We start from the raw sequence: 15,520 nt of genomic DNA, 5'->3' as shown, positions 1-15,520 counted from the left end.
AGACATCTTTGTGCTTTATCGTCAGATCCACCAGGGTGTTTGAGTCCCCCAAAACAAGCAAAGGGGAAGAATGCTGAGTAAAGTCCTGCACTTCAAACCCAGCACCCGGTGTACCGCCGGCCAGAGTGACGTTGTCGGCCAGCGCAATTTTTCGCCCACTGATTTTGTACATGTGATCAAAGACGAACACATCGCCGGGCTCCAGGGTCCTCGCCAGCGCGGCGAACTCCGCAGAGATGTCCTGGCCAGCGGTCCAGCCGAGATCGGAAGAGTGGATGATTGTCATTCTGGTTACCTATTTACATTGAGGGCAGCCATCACGCGATGTCCGTTGTTAGGGACTTCTGGACAGCTGGCGGCGAGATCTACGGGAGGATCTGGCTCGTGCTGTTGGATTGATTATGCGACGAATTTACGGAGGTGCAAGATTCGCGTTTCGATTGCCCTCTGTTTAATCCTTTTTCGATGATCTAGAAATATCAGTCCATGTCCGAGGTTATTTCTGGAGGTGCTAAATCTTGCTGGATCTTGTGCTAGTGCCCGTGATTGTAATGATCAATGAAAGCGTCGATCTGCTGCGGTGACACTCAGGTTATTGCGACAGTATCCACTAACTCGCTTCTTGAATTCATCTCCGAAGGCCTCGGTTGGAACCTACCATCCGAGGCACTTTCTTGCTGTTCTGTTCAGGTAGTTGTAAATCGCCTTCTCGTTGCGAATTGAGAACGCCGTGAGTTGGCTGTGGCGTGACGGGCATCTGCGAACCTTTACCACCGCGCTCGAAAAGTCATGCTAAATTGATCCCTGTATAGGGGTAGTCGACTTCCAAATATAACCCACTTGATATTTGGTTACGGTAGCCCTCTTACAGATTTGAAGGGGCGATTCTTGGGCGGGTAAAGCCGCTTACACAATCGAGCCAAGTACAACCATTTCTTATTTCGAAAGCTGGGACGAACAATGCAATGCCAGCGGTCGCGAGGAGGATTGCAGAGGTTCTTTGCAATCTACTCAGTTGTCCAAAAATGGTCCAACGTTTACTGGCACTTCAGATGCTGGACATCGGCGGATCTACGGGAGAAAATTTTAGGGCATCAAACCAAAACGGAGCTGTCCTAGACGCGTTCCAAATGGTTGATAGCAGCGTTATTCTAGCCCACCAGCAGGCGGTGAGCGCAAAAAGGGGGTCTCCGAGACAGGGATTCGGCCGGGTGCTGAAAGGACCGAAGAGTATAAAATGTAATCCTATGTCCCTCAGTTAGCCGAACCGAATAACGAATCATGTAAAAATCTCTTATTCCCATGCTGCCGATTTGAACTCATGGGAAAAATCTTTCAATGATCATATCTACTTTGGACTGCCAGCTATGCTCGGCGGCGAAAGCAATAGTAGCGGCTTTTTGGCTTTCCATACTGGCCAAGACCTTTTCTATTGCTGGCGGGATATCCTTCTCCTGTCCGATTTGGACTACGGGCGGATGTAACGTGTCGAATTCGTCATGGGCAGTGGAGAGAACTGGAAGCCCCGCAGCCGCATATTCGTAGAGCTTTAGGGGATTTTGTCCGCGATAAACTTCCTGTCGACTGCGATCATAAAGCATGATGCCAATGTCCGCCGCCTTAAGGTATCGCGGCACTTCTCGCGGCGTTTTAGGTCCGAGCAGCAAGATAGTTTTCGGCATCTTTTGAGCTAATTCCAGCGCCCAATCCGCGTATGGTCCGATAAGTATCAACGATCCGCCGCGTGCTTGTATCTCCGTGGCTAGTGCTTCAAAGAGTTCTGGATCACCTTTGTTAAGAACGCCACACCAAATGGCGCGAGGGTGAGGTAAAGTTTCTAACTCCATCGGCGTGCACATTTGCATCTGATAGGTCTCCAATTCGACCCCCTGCCCCAGAACCGTCACCTTGGAGGCAGGAATATCGAGATCTTCTACGAGATAGGTCTTGAGACTTGTGCCAATGACATAAACCTCATCGGCACTAGCATAATCTTGACGTTCCAATTTTACGACTGCCGGGCCGCGAAAGGCCGGATAATAGTCGACAACATGAAAAACGACCTTGGCTCGAGGAAAACTTTTCTTCAGCGCAATAACACTGCCTGGTACGGTGGTCCAAACTAGACCCGGCGCAGAACGCCCCTCCGATTCGATAATAGATTGAAGCGACGGAATCATAAAACGGTACTTAAGATATGATGCGAACGTCGTACTCAAAGGCCAAACATCGCGCACTGGCACTGGTGTGGCCAAGTTTAGAACCCTTACACCTTTGTCCGTATAAGGTGACTTTTTCCATTCATTGAAGTAATTCTTGCCGCGCAGTAGGTGAACAGGATCCAGTGGGTTTTCCATGTAACTCACATCAAATCCGCGGCGGGCAAACAGGCAAGCGAGAGTCTTAGTGGAACATTGGATATCAGATCCCCACAAGGTTGGCCGATGAAATAGAACATGTGGAGCCACAGTCATTCACGCTGTGGATTTTGTACTTCCGGAGGCGGCGTTAAAAAAAGTGTATCCTTCCTGAAGCTTTTGAGATCTGCATCTATTTGGCAACGTGGGATGGCGTTCTGCCTGTCCCATACTAGTGCCTGAACGCGAAACTCTGCTGTCGCTGAGTGCAACGCAGAGATTAGTCCAGGCGTCCCGTCCAAAAACCCTTTCTGCAATAGATACTTCTTTAAGAATTCGCGCGCAGTACGTAAAAATATCCTCAGCCCTGTGACACTCGTATCGCAGGTCTCATACGCGTCCGCGTTCATCTCCACGTAGCGAGCGCTTTTCCTAAGACGCTCCTCAAAGCTTCCTTCGTTCAGATGCATCATCAAACAAGACAATTGACCGGTCTTTGCCTCACCGCCATTGATTTCGCAGCTTTCATGCAGTTGCCCGTGGAACCGATGCTGATCACGGCGAGCAAGCTGCGGGCGGTTCCAAGACGCCCAACCCCCATGCTTCATAGGTCGATGTAGGAAGTAATTCAGTCGGCGATAACGAAACCCAAAATACTCCGTGGACTGAATTGCTTTGCATATTTCTTCAGCGAGTTCTCGAGTAACGCGTTCGTCGCAATCCATATGCAGTAACCAATCGGAGGTCGCTGTTTCTACGCCAATATTGCGTTGCCCCGCATAGCCAAGTTGCTGACACATTTTGTGATCAACAAATGTGACCTTCTTGCCTGCAGCTTCAGCAATTTCGCGACTGCGATCAGTGGAACCATCATCCACAATTACAATCTCATCTACCCATTCAATCAAGTTTTTAATCAGGCCGGGAAGATTTTTCTCTTCGTTCTTGCAGATTGCTACCGCCGCTAGACTTGGACGCGACATTTCTTTCAACTTCATGCTGCACGCGAGATTTTCGGTGAAAGATACACACGGAGGACTACGCGATTGCGCGACCGGTCAATGCGCTTTTTTTTGCGTGCTTTCAAATTGGAACTCATGGCAACAATCATTGCTAAAGTTTGTTTGTTTGGGCCGGTCAGTCCTAATTCTTGATACTCAATGATTTTGGAATTTTGCATCACAGAAGAGCTAAGCAGCAATGTGCAAATATTTCTCGACATCCACTTATCCTTTTTGAAGGCATGCAGCGAAACCTACATCGACTATTCGTATCCCACACCAACAAAGTTATGCGGGCCATTCAAATTTTGCTCAGACTTCTTCGTAGCGCACCAATCTAGGCATGTCCAACGGTGGCACCAATTGGTGGCCACAAAAGGTTTGTATGAATACTATGTCACCAGATCTATAATCTTTTGGGTTAGATAAAAACAGTCCTTCTACGGGACCCTGCGTAATCGATGGATAGTGCGAAAAGTCGATGAATTTAACTTCAAATCCATAGAATACGTTTATCCTAGGATTAGGCCTTGGGCACTGTTCAACGAGGATCTGCGTGATTTCTTTTAAAGTCATAGGTTAGATCGGAGTCTGCATTAGGCTCAGGCCTTTGGTCAATAGATGACCAAAGCGGCGAGAGTGATTGCTGAGAGGAAGACATTGGGACACCTGTCGTACCGCTTCGCCATACGGCACCGGTCCTTCACTCTGCCAAACATTATCTCAAACCGATTGCCGCGTTTGTAGCGGCGCTTATCATATGGGGCTGTTGTCGTTCGCTGTTTGCGACCTAGGATGCGCCCGCGTTGCCAAAGTCGTATGAGAAACATCAACCAGTGCAACCTTACTGAGATGAGCTGCGTTATGACTGGGGGTGAGGGGTCCATGGTGCTGGATTAATTTGTACTAGCGTTTCTTCAAGCAGCGCAGCTTAACGTATTCGAGGTTTCACCATAACAATCTTTATTGCTCAGCCGACAACTTTAAAACTAACACCGCCGTGAATAATATTGGCAACGCAAAGCTGCCCGGTCGCGTAAGCGCCGGTATCGATTGAGATAACACCTTTTTCCGCAACTGGAGTGCTAACGATGGTATGACCGTGAACTATCCACAAACCGTCCTCTCGCATGATCTTTCCGAAGTCATGATGGCCCCAGACAAAGTTATGTCTGTCTTGCAAGTCGATTTTTTGTTTTGGGTCAGCTCCGGCATGTACGACGACGACATTACCGTTTTGGTGTTGGTAATCCAGGTTGCGCAACCAGAAGATTTGCTCTGGCCCCATCGCTTGGCGAAGGGCGTCCCGTACAGCTTCCAGCCTGTTTGGATCGCAGGTTTCCGTCACGTTCGAAACACCAAAGCTAGCCAGTGTTTGCAAGCCACCATAGCGCAGCCATCTAGAACCATTCGCACGTGGATTTTCTAGAAATGCCAACAGCATCTCCTCGTGGTTTCCCATGAGAAAATGACAATTGGGGCGACCAATAAGTCTGCGCAAAACGCCTGCGCTATCTTCGCCGCGATCGATATAGTCTCCAATAAAAACAATCCGGGCGGCCTCTGGCAGTTGCAACAGCACACGCTCCAATAGATCAGAACGACCGTGGATATCACCGATTGCATAGAACGGTTTTTCAGGCTCTATCGGCTGATATACATGATACTTCTTTCGCCGATTGGCGGTCCAAGCTTTCAACATCTTTTGCTCCAATCCATGGTAACGCCGGTGCTCAGATTTCGCTCGCCAAGCAAGGTATTGCTGTGCCAAAACATCTGCTGCAACAAGATCAGTAGATTGTAATCCTACCGTCCTTCATGCTCTGAACGCGCCCAATGCCTACTACCGTATCCATGCAATTTAAGTTTATTTTTCAAAAATTGAAGTCGATGACAACCAACTCAGGACCAGTGTCGAGATTAATTGGAAAGCTCGGCGATTTATGGAGCTGACCGCTTAATCCGCCAGAATGTTGCTATCGCTGTGGTAAGTTAAAGCTTTGTAACAGACCCGGGTGCGGCGTTCTGTCGCAAATCTCTTCGAAGATCGCGTACACAGAGCTGATGAGGCGGCTATCCGGCCAATTGGGCGAACTGCTGAATCGTAGAGAGTCCAGCTCCCGGATACGGGTTGATCGACAATCCACCTGAGGGCATGGTAGTCGAATTTTCGCGCGCAATGAGCGTCAGCAAACAGCTGCTGATAACCTGGGAACGTCAGCGCGGTTGTGAAAACGAGCTTCAAACTCTTGAGCTTGCCAGAGCATTGGAGCGCTTTTTGGACGCTTCGCGTGTCGAGATGCTTTCAATGAATCAATAAAGTCATTTCGCAAGGCGGATTGCGCTAAACATGGAAAAATTCTGATCTTGGTCGCGCATTGCTGTCGATCAGAGAAATCAACTTGATGCTGCACGCGAGCTGGACCGATGAAGCTTCTGTGCCCGTCACATTCATTGTTGCTTTGGAGGTCAGTGTGACTCGTGATATCGGTGACATAGATAAAATCTATGAAACAATCTCTGACAATTTCACCGGTACCACCTGGGAAGTGCCTTACTCACTGCACGATGAAGGGCTTTATCTGACCACGCTTACAGATATGAAGGCGAACGATTACCTGAATTCCTACCCACCGGAACTGAATGTGTTGCCCTAGGCACGTCGTTTTCGCAAAAGCCAGTTAGTCCTTGAACGAATGATCCATAATAGATGCATTATTTTACATCGTGCGCATTGTAGACGTCAAATATTCGATTAGTCTGGGAACTGGCTCTTGTATGAAACCTGTGCGAGATGCCACATTTGTTGATACTAACAGCCGGCGTATTTCTTGTTTCCGCTTGATGTAATCGTATAGGTGCCGCCCTTTGGACCGGTAGGATATTGAGATGCAGATGTTCTGACTATCGCAGGAGGTCGGCGGTATTGTGAAATCCGTTTTATTTGAGTACCCCACTCGCAAACTAGCCCTTCACCATCTCCGTCTAAGTTGTGAGGATCAGAAATTGGACCATTGGAGGCCAAAAAGAATTTCTGTTCTGCTGCCCCACTGGATAAATCGGTACAATCATAATCAGTTGCAGCCACAGAGTTGGACTGGAAAACAGTGCGCTCGTAGGTATTCGGTCCGAACGTCGAAAGGCTCACTTGACCGTATTTCCCCAGGTTGCATTGGCTCACTCCTCTGACTGCTAACTCTGCTTCAATCATGAGCTTACCTCTCGATGAGGTTCGAGATGGCAAGTAGAGTGAACACAACCCAGAGGTTGATGCCTGCTCAACTCTCGATAACAGTCGTTCAGGCGATTGGAGGTCGACTGTAAGAGCAGATAAAATCAAGATTATTAAAGAAAAAGAATGCTGTACAACAATTCACTTAGGTCAAAAGTTGAAACAACCTTAAGTGCATATGAGTTTCCAGACTAGGCTTTTGCCTATGTTAAAGGCTTTGCCAGCTTGGCTCCCGGCGCGCAGATCAATTGGTCTTGGTCGAGAAACGGAGCAAACGCGTCATCCTGACGTCATGTCGAACATCCCATATGAAGATTGGGCTAAGTTGCCATCGAGGATCAGAATCCTTGCCTAGAAATTGATTTCGCTATGACATTGGACAGACGGGCTTAATTCGCCGATAATCGCGCAATGGAGCTGTCAGCAACTACACCTCTCCACCCGATCCATGTGGAGCCAGACGCCAGCGTGGCGTGGTTCTATGGAATAGAGTTGCAGCCGACGCTGTTTGGCGAAGTTTTTATTCTTCAAACCTGGGGAGGAATTGGCACGAACGGACAAGCCATGATGGTGACGTATGATGACGAAGCCCGGACTGCCGATGCGCTCCATAAACTCGAAATGCAAAAGCGCCGCTAAGGGTATGTTCCGGTGGGTGAGTGACTTCGGGTTGCAACTTTTTTCTGTAGCAAATTCCTGGCCTTATGGCTTGTGGCCAAGCACTTGGATTCAGTCGGCATGCCGGCTTCCACTCTGAACAACCTAGCCTGATCTCCCTGACGCAATAGCCCCTGATCCGTCTCGTGCGAGCCGGGGCAACGGCTTTGGGTCGTGGTCGGTCCATGTAGTCGTGAGCTGCCCGTTAGGTCCTGAGGTGCCCCCCTATGTTCTGCGCCATAGCTTCGCCACGTGGTTTCTTGCCCAGACCAACAACGAGAAAGCGCTTCGCGAAATGGAGGGTGGTCGGACACTGATAAGATCTTTCACTATGCGAAACTGGCACCACCAGACTTTGGTCAAAATTTTGACAAGCTGACTTTCAGGGACTGTAAAATGATGAAAAAAAGGAAAAAATATGGCGCTTCCTTAGAAGGAGGGGCGCCTTCGACCATTCGGCCACGTCTCGGTTAGCGCGTATATCCTTGCCTGTCATCCAGATACAAGACGATTTTTGCGTGCGAAGAGTTTATCTGAGAACTATTGATCAAATCCAATGATGTGGCTGTACCGAGCCTTGGATAAGAGATTTCAAAACGCGGGAAACGCAGCCAAATACCCCGATGCTTGCCAAATGCACCGGTTTGAGCGCATATTTGTCTAGATTTAATGGGTTGAATAACTAATCAGATTTAGCTCTCTGAGGCGACAGATATCGGGCGAGGGGTGATTTAACATCCCAGTGGGTACCTTTTGGGGGAAGGGGACTTGGGTTTGGCCTGGTTAAGATTGTTTCTTGTTTTTATGGTTCTGGCTGCATTACCGGCATCGGTCACTGCCTCTATCGGAAAGGTATTGAGTGCCAAGCAGGGTGCCGATGTAGTTCGCGCTGGCAAAAAGATACGTCTGCGTGAAGGGATGGAAGTTGTTTCCGGAGATACCATTTCTACCGACCGATCCGGAGTCGTACAGTTGTTGTTCGTAGATGATACCAAGATCGCAATCGGCCCGAATGCACAAATGGTGCTGGATGTCTCAATGTTGCGCGGAAAAAAGAAAGCAAAATCTTTCGCGGTTCAAGCCTTGGGTGGAAGTTTTCGATTCATTTCGGGTAAAAGTAAGAAAAGAGCCTATTCCATACAAACCCCCACAGCGACCATGGCCGTTCGTGGCACAACCTTCGACATGTGGGTTGTCCCGGGTAAGCAAAGTGCCATGCTGGTATTGGAAGGTAAGGTCCGCATGTGCAGTCGATCGGGTAGGTGCCGCTCGACCGGGCGCCAGTGCAGCCTGTTCGCGACTTCACTGGGTGGGAATGTTGGTCGCCCCGTCGACCAGGAACAATATGAGTTGGCCCTTAAGAATGGCTTCCCATTCGTTCAGTCACAAAGGGATCTGCTGAGTCCGCTTCAGGTCGATTTTGGCGGATGCGCTAGGGAATCTGTTCCTCTTGCGGTTCGGCAATCAGACATTCCGGTTCAACGAAGCGCGGCGCCTCAAAGGGTCATTCAGACCCAAGTTGTGAGAGTGTCCAGAGCTGAAACTTCTGAACCGGAACCTCCGGCACCTGAACCCCCAGCGCCAGAGCCTGAACCAGACGTGAAATCAAATCGGTCTGGCCAGGGGGACGGTTCAAATCCTGCTGGTCGAACCGGACCTTCAGGCGGAACAGGGAACCCTGGCAAAGGCAAAGGTCCCGGGCATGGCAAGGGGAATAGGGGTAGCCCGGGTGACAGAGGCAATGCGTCCGCAGCCGCAAGCAGGTAGGTGAAGACATCGCAAGCCTACTTTTCCCCCAGCGCCAAGGAGGCGAATGTGGCGGGTAAGATCAAAGCCAGAATTAGTCGACGACTGGGTTTTCGCCTGGCTGGTTTGGCGCTGATCTTGTTGGGTTGCTTCATAAGAATTCTGGACCCCTACCCCGTACGTATTTCTCGCCTGATCTACTTCGACGTGCTTCAGCGCATCTCGCCAAGGGAATACAACCCCGAATTACCGGTTAAGGTTCTGGATATAGACGAGCAGTCATTGGCTAACTGGGGTCAATGGCCCTGGCCGCGCACACTATTGGCGCAGATGGTTCAAAATCTAGGTGAAAACGGCGCAGCGGCCATAGCATTTGATATGCTGTTTGCCGAGCCTGACAGATATTCCCCCGCGCGATTGCTCAAAGACCCGTCGCTTGCAGGGGTTCTGACCGTTGAGAGTAATGCGCAAAAAACCGACCACGATGTCGTGTTTGGGCTAGAGGTTGCTCGTTGGCCAGTCGTACTGGGCACCGCCGCCCGAACATCCCAGGAAGGAAGTCAGATCAGCTCCAAGGCCGGCATCGTCGAGATCGGAGAAAACCCGACTGCGGGGTTGGTCTCGGTGCCTTACTGGACACCAATTGCTCCACCTCTTGACCGCAGCGCCGCGGGAATTGGCGGCGTTAATGTCTCACCGATTGGGGGGATGGGCGTCGTACGACGTGTTCCAGCCTTGTGGGGTGGACCAGACGGCGCGCTGCCGGGGTTGGGCATCGAAGCTTTGAGAGTTGCTTTGGATGCGCCTTACATTCTGGTCGAGGGCTCTTCTGAGGAAGAGGGGATCGTACTTGCGGTCGAAATCGGAGATTTTCGACTGCCAACAACTGAAGATGGCGAGGTTTGGGTCAGGTATCGAAAAGATCAGCCAGCTTTATATCTGTCGGCAGATGCAATCATGCAAAACCCTGATGATCCGGCGCTTCGATCAGAAATCGAGGGCCATATCATACTGGTGGGCACGTCTGCGGCCGGTTTGTTCGATATGCACCAGACAGCGTTGGGTGAGTCCGTACCAGGCGTTTCGATTCACGCGCAGATTATCGAACAGATTTTAGTTGGTGATTTGCTCAGCAGATCTGATGTGACCGCCGCGCTGGAACTGGTGGCATTTGTGATTCTTGGCATTGTTGTCACCGTGGTGATGTCCAACTTTGGAGCGGTTGCATCATTTGTCACAGGCGGCGTAGCGGCAATGGTGGTGATCCTTATCAGCTGGCTTTCATTTCAGAATCAATCGGTTTTGTTTGATGCGACCTTCCCTTTGGCCGGAGGAATGGCAAATTTCGGGTTGTTGGCAGGCTACCTGTTTATCTCAACCGAACGGGAAAAGCGGGTGATCCGTCAAACCTTTTCGCATTACGTAGCGCCCGAGATTCTTGATGAGATGGAGGCCAATGGGCATCAACTGCAATTGGGTGGAGAATCTCAGGAGATCACAGTGATGTTCTCGGATATTCGAGGATTTACCCCCTTGTCCGAGTCGGTAACCGCCACAGATTTGGTGGCTTTGCTAAACGCGCTTTTTTCTGAAATCGGGGACCAGATTCTTGTCGAACGCGGAACCATCGATAAGTTTATCGGCGATGCGGTCATGGCCTTCTGGAATGCGCCACTACCGGTCGATGATCATCCGTGTCGCGCTGCATTGGCCGCATTGAAAATGCGAGTGGCGTTAGAGAATTTTAACTCTTCCTCCATTATGCGCGATCGTCCTCCGATTGCCCTCGCCACCGGGTGCGCGACCGGAGCCGCCTGTGTCGGCAATATCGGTTCGCGGCGTCGTTTCAACTATACGGTTATCGGGGATGTGGTGAATGTGGCGGCGCGGATCGAGCAGAATTGCCGACATGTGGATTACGACATACTTGTCTCACACTCGATACAGCAGGCCACAAAATCTGATCTGGCACTGCTCGAGGCGGGATTTGTTGATCTGAAGGGCAAGAGTGAACCAGAACCAGTTTACCTTCTTGTCGGTGACAGGAATCTAGCGGGCAGCGCTGAGTTTAAAGCGTTGGAGGCTGCGCATTTTAGGCTATTGGAAGCCGTTCGATCGCGGGCGTCACAGTTTGACGTTGCGAACCTAAGCAAAGAATGCGCAGCGCTCGCTGCGACAGTCGAGCTGGGTCTGGCATCATTCTATGGCACATTACCCGGCCGTGCTGCGGATTTTCGGTCAGAGATGGTGCATGCCCAACCGGTATTCAGTCATCATAATGGCCTGCGCGAAAACGCGACATAGTATCATCACCCGATTACTTTGGAGAAAGAACGAGGCGCAGCTGATTTTCAACTGCGCCCCGCCAGAAAGATCAATCTCGCCCCCTCGAATACTATCTAAAACAAAAACGGGCTAAAACTTTCGATATATTCGAGACCGACCTTCCATCCTCATTGGAATAAACTCATATTTAGACAATCCAACAGAAGATACAGTGAAGAAGTTCACATTACCTTGAAGTTGTATAAATTTTTTTCTTATCGCCAATCGAAGAAACCTGGACCAGCTTGTTTCAGAAGAGATGTCGCCATGGACTGACCCAGTTCGATCCCGTCATCGACCGATGCGGTTACCTCATCGCTGATGGCCTCGGACCCGTCCGGGCGCAGAACTTCGCCGCGCAGATGTAACTGGCCATCTCGGATTTCAGCCAATCCAGCGATCGGAGTTTCACATGAACCGTCCAGCCCGGCCAGCAAGCTGCGCTCGGCGGCGAGTCGCTGGCTGGTTTCAACGTGATGAATTGCGGCCAGCATTTCTGCAGCGCGCGTGTCATCGCTGCGTCTTTCAATGCCGATCGTGCCCTGAGCAATAGCAGGTAGCATGTCGTCTGTGGAAATGGCGGTCGCTGGGACGTCTTTCATATCCAACCGGCGCAAACCGGCCATGGCCAGAAACGTACAATCGGCCACGCCATCGGCCAGTTTCTTCAACCGGGTTTGAACATTGCCGCGAAACTCAACCACGTTCAGATCGGGCCGACGGTTCAGCAATTGCGCCCGGCGGCGCAGCGAAGACGTCCCGACAACAGCGCCTTCGGGCAGATCGTGAATCGAGCTCAATGACGGCGAGATAAACGCATCGCGCACATCCTCGCGTGGCAGGAATGTATCCAGCACCAGCCCGTCAGGCTGTTCCACCGGCATGTCCTTGGTCGAATGCACGGCGATGTCGATCTCGCCTTTTAGCATCGCCTCTTCGATTTCCTTGGTGAACAGACCCTTGTTGCCAATCTCTTTCAGCGGTCGGTCCGCATCGATCATCGCGCGGTTGTCGCCGGTGGTCTTGATCACCACGATCTCGAACGCGTCCTCAGGCAGGTCGAAAGCGGCACCAAGCCTCTGACGGGTTTCATAGGCCTGCGCCAGCGCCAGCGGGGATCCACGGGTACCGATTTTCAGAGGCGATGCGGGGGTAGGCAATATCAGACTCATGTGCACAGCTTTAGTCGCGTCACATTGCCCTGACAATGGGGGCAGAGCTTGACAAATTGCCACTGAGGGCCGACCCGTTGCACCAAACCGGAATACTGGGGGCACGAATGGCCGAGACAAAGAAAATACTGCGGGCGCTGGCGGGTGAGGTTCAGGACGTTCCACCGATCTGGATGATGCGGCAGGCCGGGCGGTATCTGCCCGAATATCGTGCCACGCGTGCGCAGGCCGGTGATTTCCTGTCCTTGTGCTATAATCCCGAGCTGGCCGCCGAGGTTACCCTTCAACCCATCCGCCGTTACGGATTTGATGCTGCGATCCTGTTTGCCGATATCTTGCTGGTGCCACAGGCGCTGGGCGCGGATTTATGGTTTGTCACTGGTGAGGGGCCGCGTCTGTCCACGATCACGCAGCAATCGGAATTCGATGCGCTGAAGCCGATTGATGCGATCCATGAAACTCTGTCTCCGGTTTATGAGACCGTGCGTATTCTTTCGCGTGAGCTTCCTTCTGAAACTACATTGATCGGATTTGCAGGCGCGCCCTGGACAGTGGCGACCTATATGATCGCCGGACGGGGCACCCCGGATCAGGGGCCAGCCCATACGCTGCGCGAAGAAAACACTGCGCTGTTCGAGTCGCTTTTGCATCGGATCACTGCTGCGACGATTGAATACCTGTCAGCTCAGATCGAGGCCGGGGCCGAGGTTGTCAAAATCTTTGATAGCTGGGCAGGATCATTGAAGGGCGAAGCGTTTCAGAAATACGCTGTTGAACCCTGCCGCTTGATTACCGCAGCCATAAAGGCCCGGCATCCGGGCATTCCCGTCATCGGATTTCCTCGCGAAGCGGATCAGGGCTACATCGGGTTCGCCAAAGCCACCGGAGTGGATTGCGTCGCACTGGACAATTCTGTGTCGCCCGAATGGGCTGCTGCGAATGTACAAGTCGATGGGTGTGTGCAGGGCAATCTGGCCTCATTGCATATGGTCACGGGTGGTCAGGCGCTGGTTGATGAGACACGTCGAATTGTTAAGGCCTTCTCGAAGGGGCCGCATATTTTTAATCTGGGACATGGGATCACACCGGATGCGGACCCGGAGAATGTTCAACTGATGATCGATACGGTGCGCGGGCGGTAAGCCGGGCTAAGGGGCCAGCCCCCTCTTGGCCTTCGGCCAATTCACCCCCGAGATATTTTCAGCCAGATGAAGCGGGCGGGAGATCGTTCAGAATTTCATCTGTGTGCTCTCCGCGTTTTGGGCTGGATCGAGGGTGCCAATCGTAGGTTGAGAATCTTGGTGCGGCTGCGGCTTGACGTGTTTCTTCGTGGTCGATCCATGTTTGGCGAGCCGTGTTCATTCGGTGATCTAGCGCTTCTTGCGGGCTTAGGACCGGGGCAACGCAGGCGTCTGTATCTTGGAACAGCGCCGCCCATTCATCGCGAGGTTTCTCGGCAAATATTTTGCTCAGGCGTTCCGTCAGGCCCGGCCACGCAGTTTGGTCATATTGCCGAGCGAATTCAGCATCATCGCCAAGCCCGAGGATATCCAGAAAGCAGCCGTAAAACTTTGGCTCCAGACATTGAACTGAGATGAAGCCACCGTCTGCGCACGTGTAAGTGCGGCTCCAATGCGGGCCGTCCAGCAGGCTTTCACCCCGAGTGTCGGACAGGTTGCCAGTCTGGCGCAGGCTCATCAGCAGATTCATCATATGGGCTGAACCATCGTAGATGGCGGCGTCCACCACCGTGCCTTTTCCTGTGCTTTGGGCATTCAGAAGCCCGGCTAGCAGACCTGCGACCAGATACAGTGCGCCACCGCCGATATCTCCGACGAGCGTTGCAGGTGTTAAAGGTGGTTGGCCAGGTGGGGACGCGTAAGACAACGCCCCCGAAAGCGCGATATAGTTAAGATCATGGCCTGCGGTGTTGGACAAAGGGCTTTGTTGGCCCCAACCAGTCATTCGGCCATAGACCAGTTTCGGGTTGATCTGATGACAATCCTCAGGGCCCAGCCCAAGCTTTTCCATCACGCCAGGGCGAAAGCCTTCGATCAGCGCATCAGCGGTTGCGATCAGACGTTTCGCTATCTCTAATTCCTGTGGGTCCTTGAGATCCAGCGCAATGGATCGCTTGCCTCGGTCCAGAAGGGAACGCTCAGGCATTCCCGGTGTGATCGCAGATCCTTTGCGGTGAATAGTGATGACGTCCGCACCCATATCCGCCAGCAGCATGGCAGCGAAAGGGCCCGGGCCAAGCCCTTCGACTTCGATGATACGAATTCCGTTCAGCATGGTCCCTCCTGCGACGCAGCGTTTCTGCGTGGCGCAGCGAATGCAAGCGAAGAGTTTGTTTTGCCCCTGCAATTGGGTTGCTTGCATCGACAATTCAGGGCTAGGTCTATGTCGGTCTGCCGTAGGTATGAAAGAGGTTCTCAGATGCAGCTAAGCGATACACGCGAAATTCAGGCGTCACCCGCCGAAGTTTATTCTGCCCTGCTGGATCCTGAAGTGCTGAAAGCTTGCATCAGCGGTGCACAAGAGATCACGGGCGATCCGACTGAAGGATACCATGCGACCGTGGTGCAAAAGGTCGGCCCCGTGAAGGCGACCTTCAAAGGCACCGTTACCATGTCTGACATGGTTGAACCGGAACGTCTGACCATTGCGGGTGAGGGCAAGGGTGGGGCCGCGGGCTTTGCCAAGGGCAGTGCGAACGTAAGTTTCGAGCCAAGTGAGTCTGGCTGCACCCTTTTGACCTACGACGTTGATGCCAAAGTGGGGGGCAAGCTAGCGCAATTGGGAAGCCGCCTGATTGATGGATTTGCCAAGAAGATGGCGGATCAGTTTTTTGCCAATCTGCAAGAGCACTTTGAAGGGCCGCAGCCGGAAGACGATGACGCTGAGGAAGAAACCAAAAAGGGTTGGCTAGGCCGTTTGACAGGGCGAGATTAAGCCCCCTGCATACATGCGCATGAGCCTGTGCGGAATTGGACTGTTCCAAGATGGTCCTCCGCGATAGGTTGCAGG

Annotated in this window: 15 protein-coding genes and 2 pseudogenes; 8 read left to right on the top strand and 9 right to left on the bottom strand. The window is 51.9% G+C overall.

What is annotated here, in order from left to right:
• Positions 1–286, bottom strand: a 286-nt coding sequence (locus ACR0IU_RS14085; protein ID WP_480716680.1) for a hypothetical protein, incomplete at its 3' end; no start/stop codon positions are given.
• A gap of 737 nt (positions 287–1,023) precedes the next feature.
• Here ACR0IU_RS14085 and ACR0IU_RS14080 point away from each other — a divergent pair.
• Positions 1,024–1,211: pseudogene (locus ACR0IU_RS14080) on the top strand (IS5/IS1182 family transposase); the annotation flags it as partial.
• A gap of 108 nt (positions 1,212–1,319) precedes the next feature.
• Here ACR0IU_RS14080 and ACR0IU_RS14075 read toward each other — a convergent pair.
• The 5 genes and pseudogenes from ACR0IU_RS14075 to ACR0IU_RS14055 all read right to left on the bottom strand — a co-directional run bounded on the left by ACR0IU_RS14075 (position 1,320) and on the right by ACR0IU_RS14055 (position 5,060).
• Complete coding sequence (locus ACR0IU_RS14075; protein ID WP_480716679.1) at positions 1,320–2,357, bottom strand: glycosyltransferase; 1,038 nt, start codon at positions 2,355–2,357, stop codon at positions 1,320–1,322.
• 113 nt (positions 2,358–2,470) lie between these two features.
• Positions 2,471–3,355: a glycosyltransferase family 2 protein gene (locus ACR0IU_RS14070; protein ID WP_480716678.1), complete on the bottom strand. Its 885-nt coding sequence runs from the start codon at positions 3,353–3,355 to the stop codon at positions 2,471–2,473.
• Positions 3,352–3,579, bottom strand: a complete 228-nt coding sequence (locus ACR0IU_RS14065; RefSeq protein ID WP_480716677.1) for a hypothetical protein — start codon at positions 3,577–3,579, stop codon at positions 3,352–3,354. The genes ACR0IU_RS14070 and ACR0IU_RS14065 overlap by 4 nt, the downstream gene beginning before the upstream one ends.
• 393 nt (positions 3,580–3,972) lie before the next feature.
• Positions 3,973–4,164: pseudogene (locus tag ACR0IU_RS14060) on the bottom strand (transposase); the annotation flags it as partial.
• Positions 4,165–4,328: 164 nt separating this feature from the next.
• Positions 4,329–5,060, bottom strand: a complete 732-nt coding sequence (locus tag ACR0IU_RS14055) for a metallophosphoesterase (RefSeq protein WP_480716676.1) — start codon at positions 5,058–5,060, stop codon at positions 4,329–4,331.
• Positions 5,061–5,489: 429 nt separating this feature from the next.
• On the opposite strand from ACR0IU_RS14055, the gene ACR0IU_RS14050 reads away from it, so the two are divergent.
• Together ACR0IU_RS14050 and ACR0IU_RS14045 are read left to right on the top strand one after the other, a co-directional pair.
• Complete coding sequence (locus ACR0IU_RS14050; RefSeq protein ID WP_480716675.1) at positions 5,490–5,678, top strand: hypothetical protein; 189 nt, start codon at positions 5,490–5,492, stop codon at positions 5,676–5,678.
• Positions 5,679–5,763: 85 nt separating this feature from the next.
• Positions 5,764–6,015 (top strand): hypothetical protein, encoded by a 252-nt coding sequence (locus ACR0IU_RS14045; protein WP_480716674.1) that lies wholly within the window; start codon positions 5,764–5,766, stop codon positions 6,013–6,015.
• Between the two features lie 155 nt (positions 6,016–6,170).
• Here ACR0IU_RS14045 and ACR0IU_RS14040 read toward each other — a convergent pair whose 3' ends face one another.
• On the bottom strand, positions 6,171–6,569 hold the full coding sequence (locus ACR0IU_RS14040; protein ID WP_480716673.1) for a hypothetical protein: 399 nt from the start codon (positions 6,567–6,569) through the stop codon (positions 6,171–6,173).
• A gap of 432 nt (positions 6,570–7,001) precedes the next feature.
• Between ACR0IU_RS14040 and ACR0IU_RS14035 the strand changes: the two genes are divergently transcribed.
• The 3 genes from ACR0IU_RS14035 to ACR0IU_RS14025 all read left to right on the top strand — a co-directional run bounded on the left by ACR0IU_RS14035 (position 7,002) and on the right by ACR0IU_RS14025 (position 11,297).
• Positions 7,002–7,229: a WGR domain-containing protein gene (locus ACR0IU_RS14035; protein WP_480716672.1), complete on the top strand. Its 228-nt coding sequence runs from the start codon at positions 7,002–7,004 to the stop codon at positions 7,227–7,229.
• Between the two features lie 822 nt (positions 7,230–8,051).
• Positions 8,052–9,014, top strand: a complete 963-nt coding sequence (locus ACR0IU_RS14030) for a FecR family protein (RefSeq protein WP_480716691.1) — start codon at positions 8,052–8,054, stop codon at positions 9,012–9,014.
• A 48-nt stretch (positions 9,015–9,062) separates the two neighbouring features.
• Positions 9,063–11,297 carry a CHASE2 domain-containing protein gene (locus ACR0IU_RS14025; protein ID WP_480716671.1) on the top strand — a complete coding sequence of 745 codons (2,235 nt, stop codon included), beginning with the start codon at positions 9,063–9,065 and terminating at the stop codon, positions 11,295–11,297.
• Positions 11,298–11,533: 236 nt separating this feature from the next.
• Here ACR0IU_RS14025 and hemC read toward each other — a convergent pair whose 3' ends face one another.
• Positions 11,534–12,490, bottom strand: coding sequence for a hydroxymethylbilane synthase (hemC, locus tag ACR0IU_RS14020; protein WP_480716670.1), 957 nt, complete (start codon positions 12,488–12,490; stop codon positions 11,534–11,536).
• A 107-nt stretch (positions 12,491–12,597) separates the two neighbouring features.
• Between hemC and hemE the strand changes: the two genes are divergently transcribed.
• Positions 12,598–13,632 carry a uroporphyrinogen decarboxylase gene (gene hemE / locus ACR0IU_RS14015; RefSeq protein WP_480716669.1) on the top strand — a complete coding sequence of 345 codons (1,035 nt, stop codon included), beginning with the start codon at positions 12,598–12,600 and terminating at the stop codon, positions 13,630–13,632.
• A gap of 58 nt (positions 13,633–13,690) precedes the next feature.
• Here the strand turns inward: hemE and ACR0IU_RS14010 are convergent, their stop codons facing one another.
• Positions 13,691–14,785, bottom strand: coding sequence for a CaiB/BaiF CoA transferase family protein (locus ACR0IU_RS14010; protein ID WP_480716668.1), 1,095 nt, complete (start codon positions 14,783–14,785; stop codon positions 13,691–13,693).
• A gap of 144 nt (positions 14,786–14,929) precedes the next feature.
• On the opposite strand from ACR0IU_RS14010, the gene ACR0IU_RS14005 reads away from it, so the two are divergent.
• On the top strand, positions 14,930–15,445 hold the full coding sequence (locus tag ACR0IU_RS14005; RefSeq protein ID WP_480716667.1) for an SRPBCC family protein: 516 nt from the start codon (positions 14,930–14,932) through the stop codon (positions 15,443–15,445).
• Positions 15,446–15,520: the final 75 nt, after the last annotated feature.

This window comes from Ruegeria sp. CL5 (assembly GCF_056536485.1).
The sequence above is the reverse complement of the archived record's forward strand: the minus strand, read 5'-3'. Positions and strand labels throughout refer to the sequence as shown.

What these genes read in the sequence shown, in the direction of transcription:
- ACR0IU_RS14075 (WP_480716679.1), bottom strand. Translation starts at nt 2,357, where the DNA reads ATGGAAAACCCACTGGATCCTGTTCACCTACTGCGCGGCAAGAATTAC.
- ACR0IU_RS14070 (WP_480716678.1), bottom strand. Translation starts at nt 3,355, where the DNA reads ATGAAGTTGAAAGAAATGTCGCGTCCAAGTCTAGCGGCGGTAGCAATC.
- ACR0IU_RS14065 (WP_480716677.1), bottom strand. Translation starts at nt 3,579, where the DNA reads ATGTCGAGAAATATTTGCACATTGCTGCTTAGCTCTTCTGTGATGCAA.
- ACR0IU_RS14055 (WP_480716676.1), bottom strand. Translation starts at nt 5,060, where the DNA reads ATGTTGAAAGCTTGGACCGCCAATCGGCGAAAGAAGTATCATGTATAT.
- ACR0IU_RS14045 (WP_480716674.1), top strand. Translation starts at nt 5,764, where the DNA reads ATGCTGCACGCGAGCTGGACCGATGAAGCTTCTGTGCCCGTCACATTC.
- ACR0IU_RS14040 (WP_480716673.1), bottom strand. Translation starts at nt 6,569, where the DNA reads ATGATTGAAGCAGAGTTAGCAGTCAGAGGAGTGAGCCAATGCAACCTG.
- ACR0IU_RS14035 (WP_480716672.1), top strand. Translation starts at nt 7,002, where the DNA reads ATGGAGCTGTCAGCAACTACACCTCTCCACCCGATCCATGTGGAGCCA.
- ACR0IU_RS14030 (WP_480716691.1), top strand. Translation starts at nt 8,052, where the DNA reads ATGGTTCTGGCTGCATTACCGGCATCGGTCACTGCCTCTATCGGAAAG.
- hemC (WP_480716670.1), bottom strand. Translation starts at nt 12,490, where the DNA reads ATGAGTCTGATATTGCCTACCCCCGCATCGCCTCTGAAAATCGGTACC.
- hemE (WP_480716669.1), top strand. Translation starts at nt 12,598, where the DNA reads ATGGCCGAGACAAAGAAAATACTGCGGGCGCTGGCGGGTGAGGTTCAG.
- ACR0IU_RS14010 (WP_480716668.1), bottom strand. Translation starts at nt 14,785, where the DNA reads ATGCTGAACGGAATTCGTATCATCGAAGTCGAAGGGCTTGGCCCGGGC.
- ACR0IU_RS14005 (WP_480716667.1), top strand. Translation starts at nt 14,930, where the DNA reads ATGCAGCTAAGCGATACACGCGAAATTCAGGCGTCACCCGCCGAAGTT.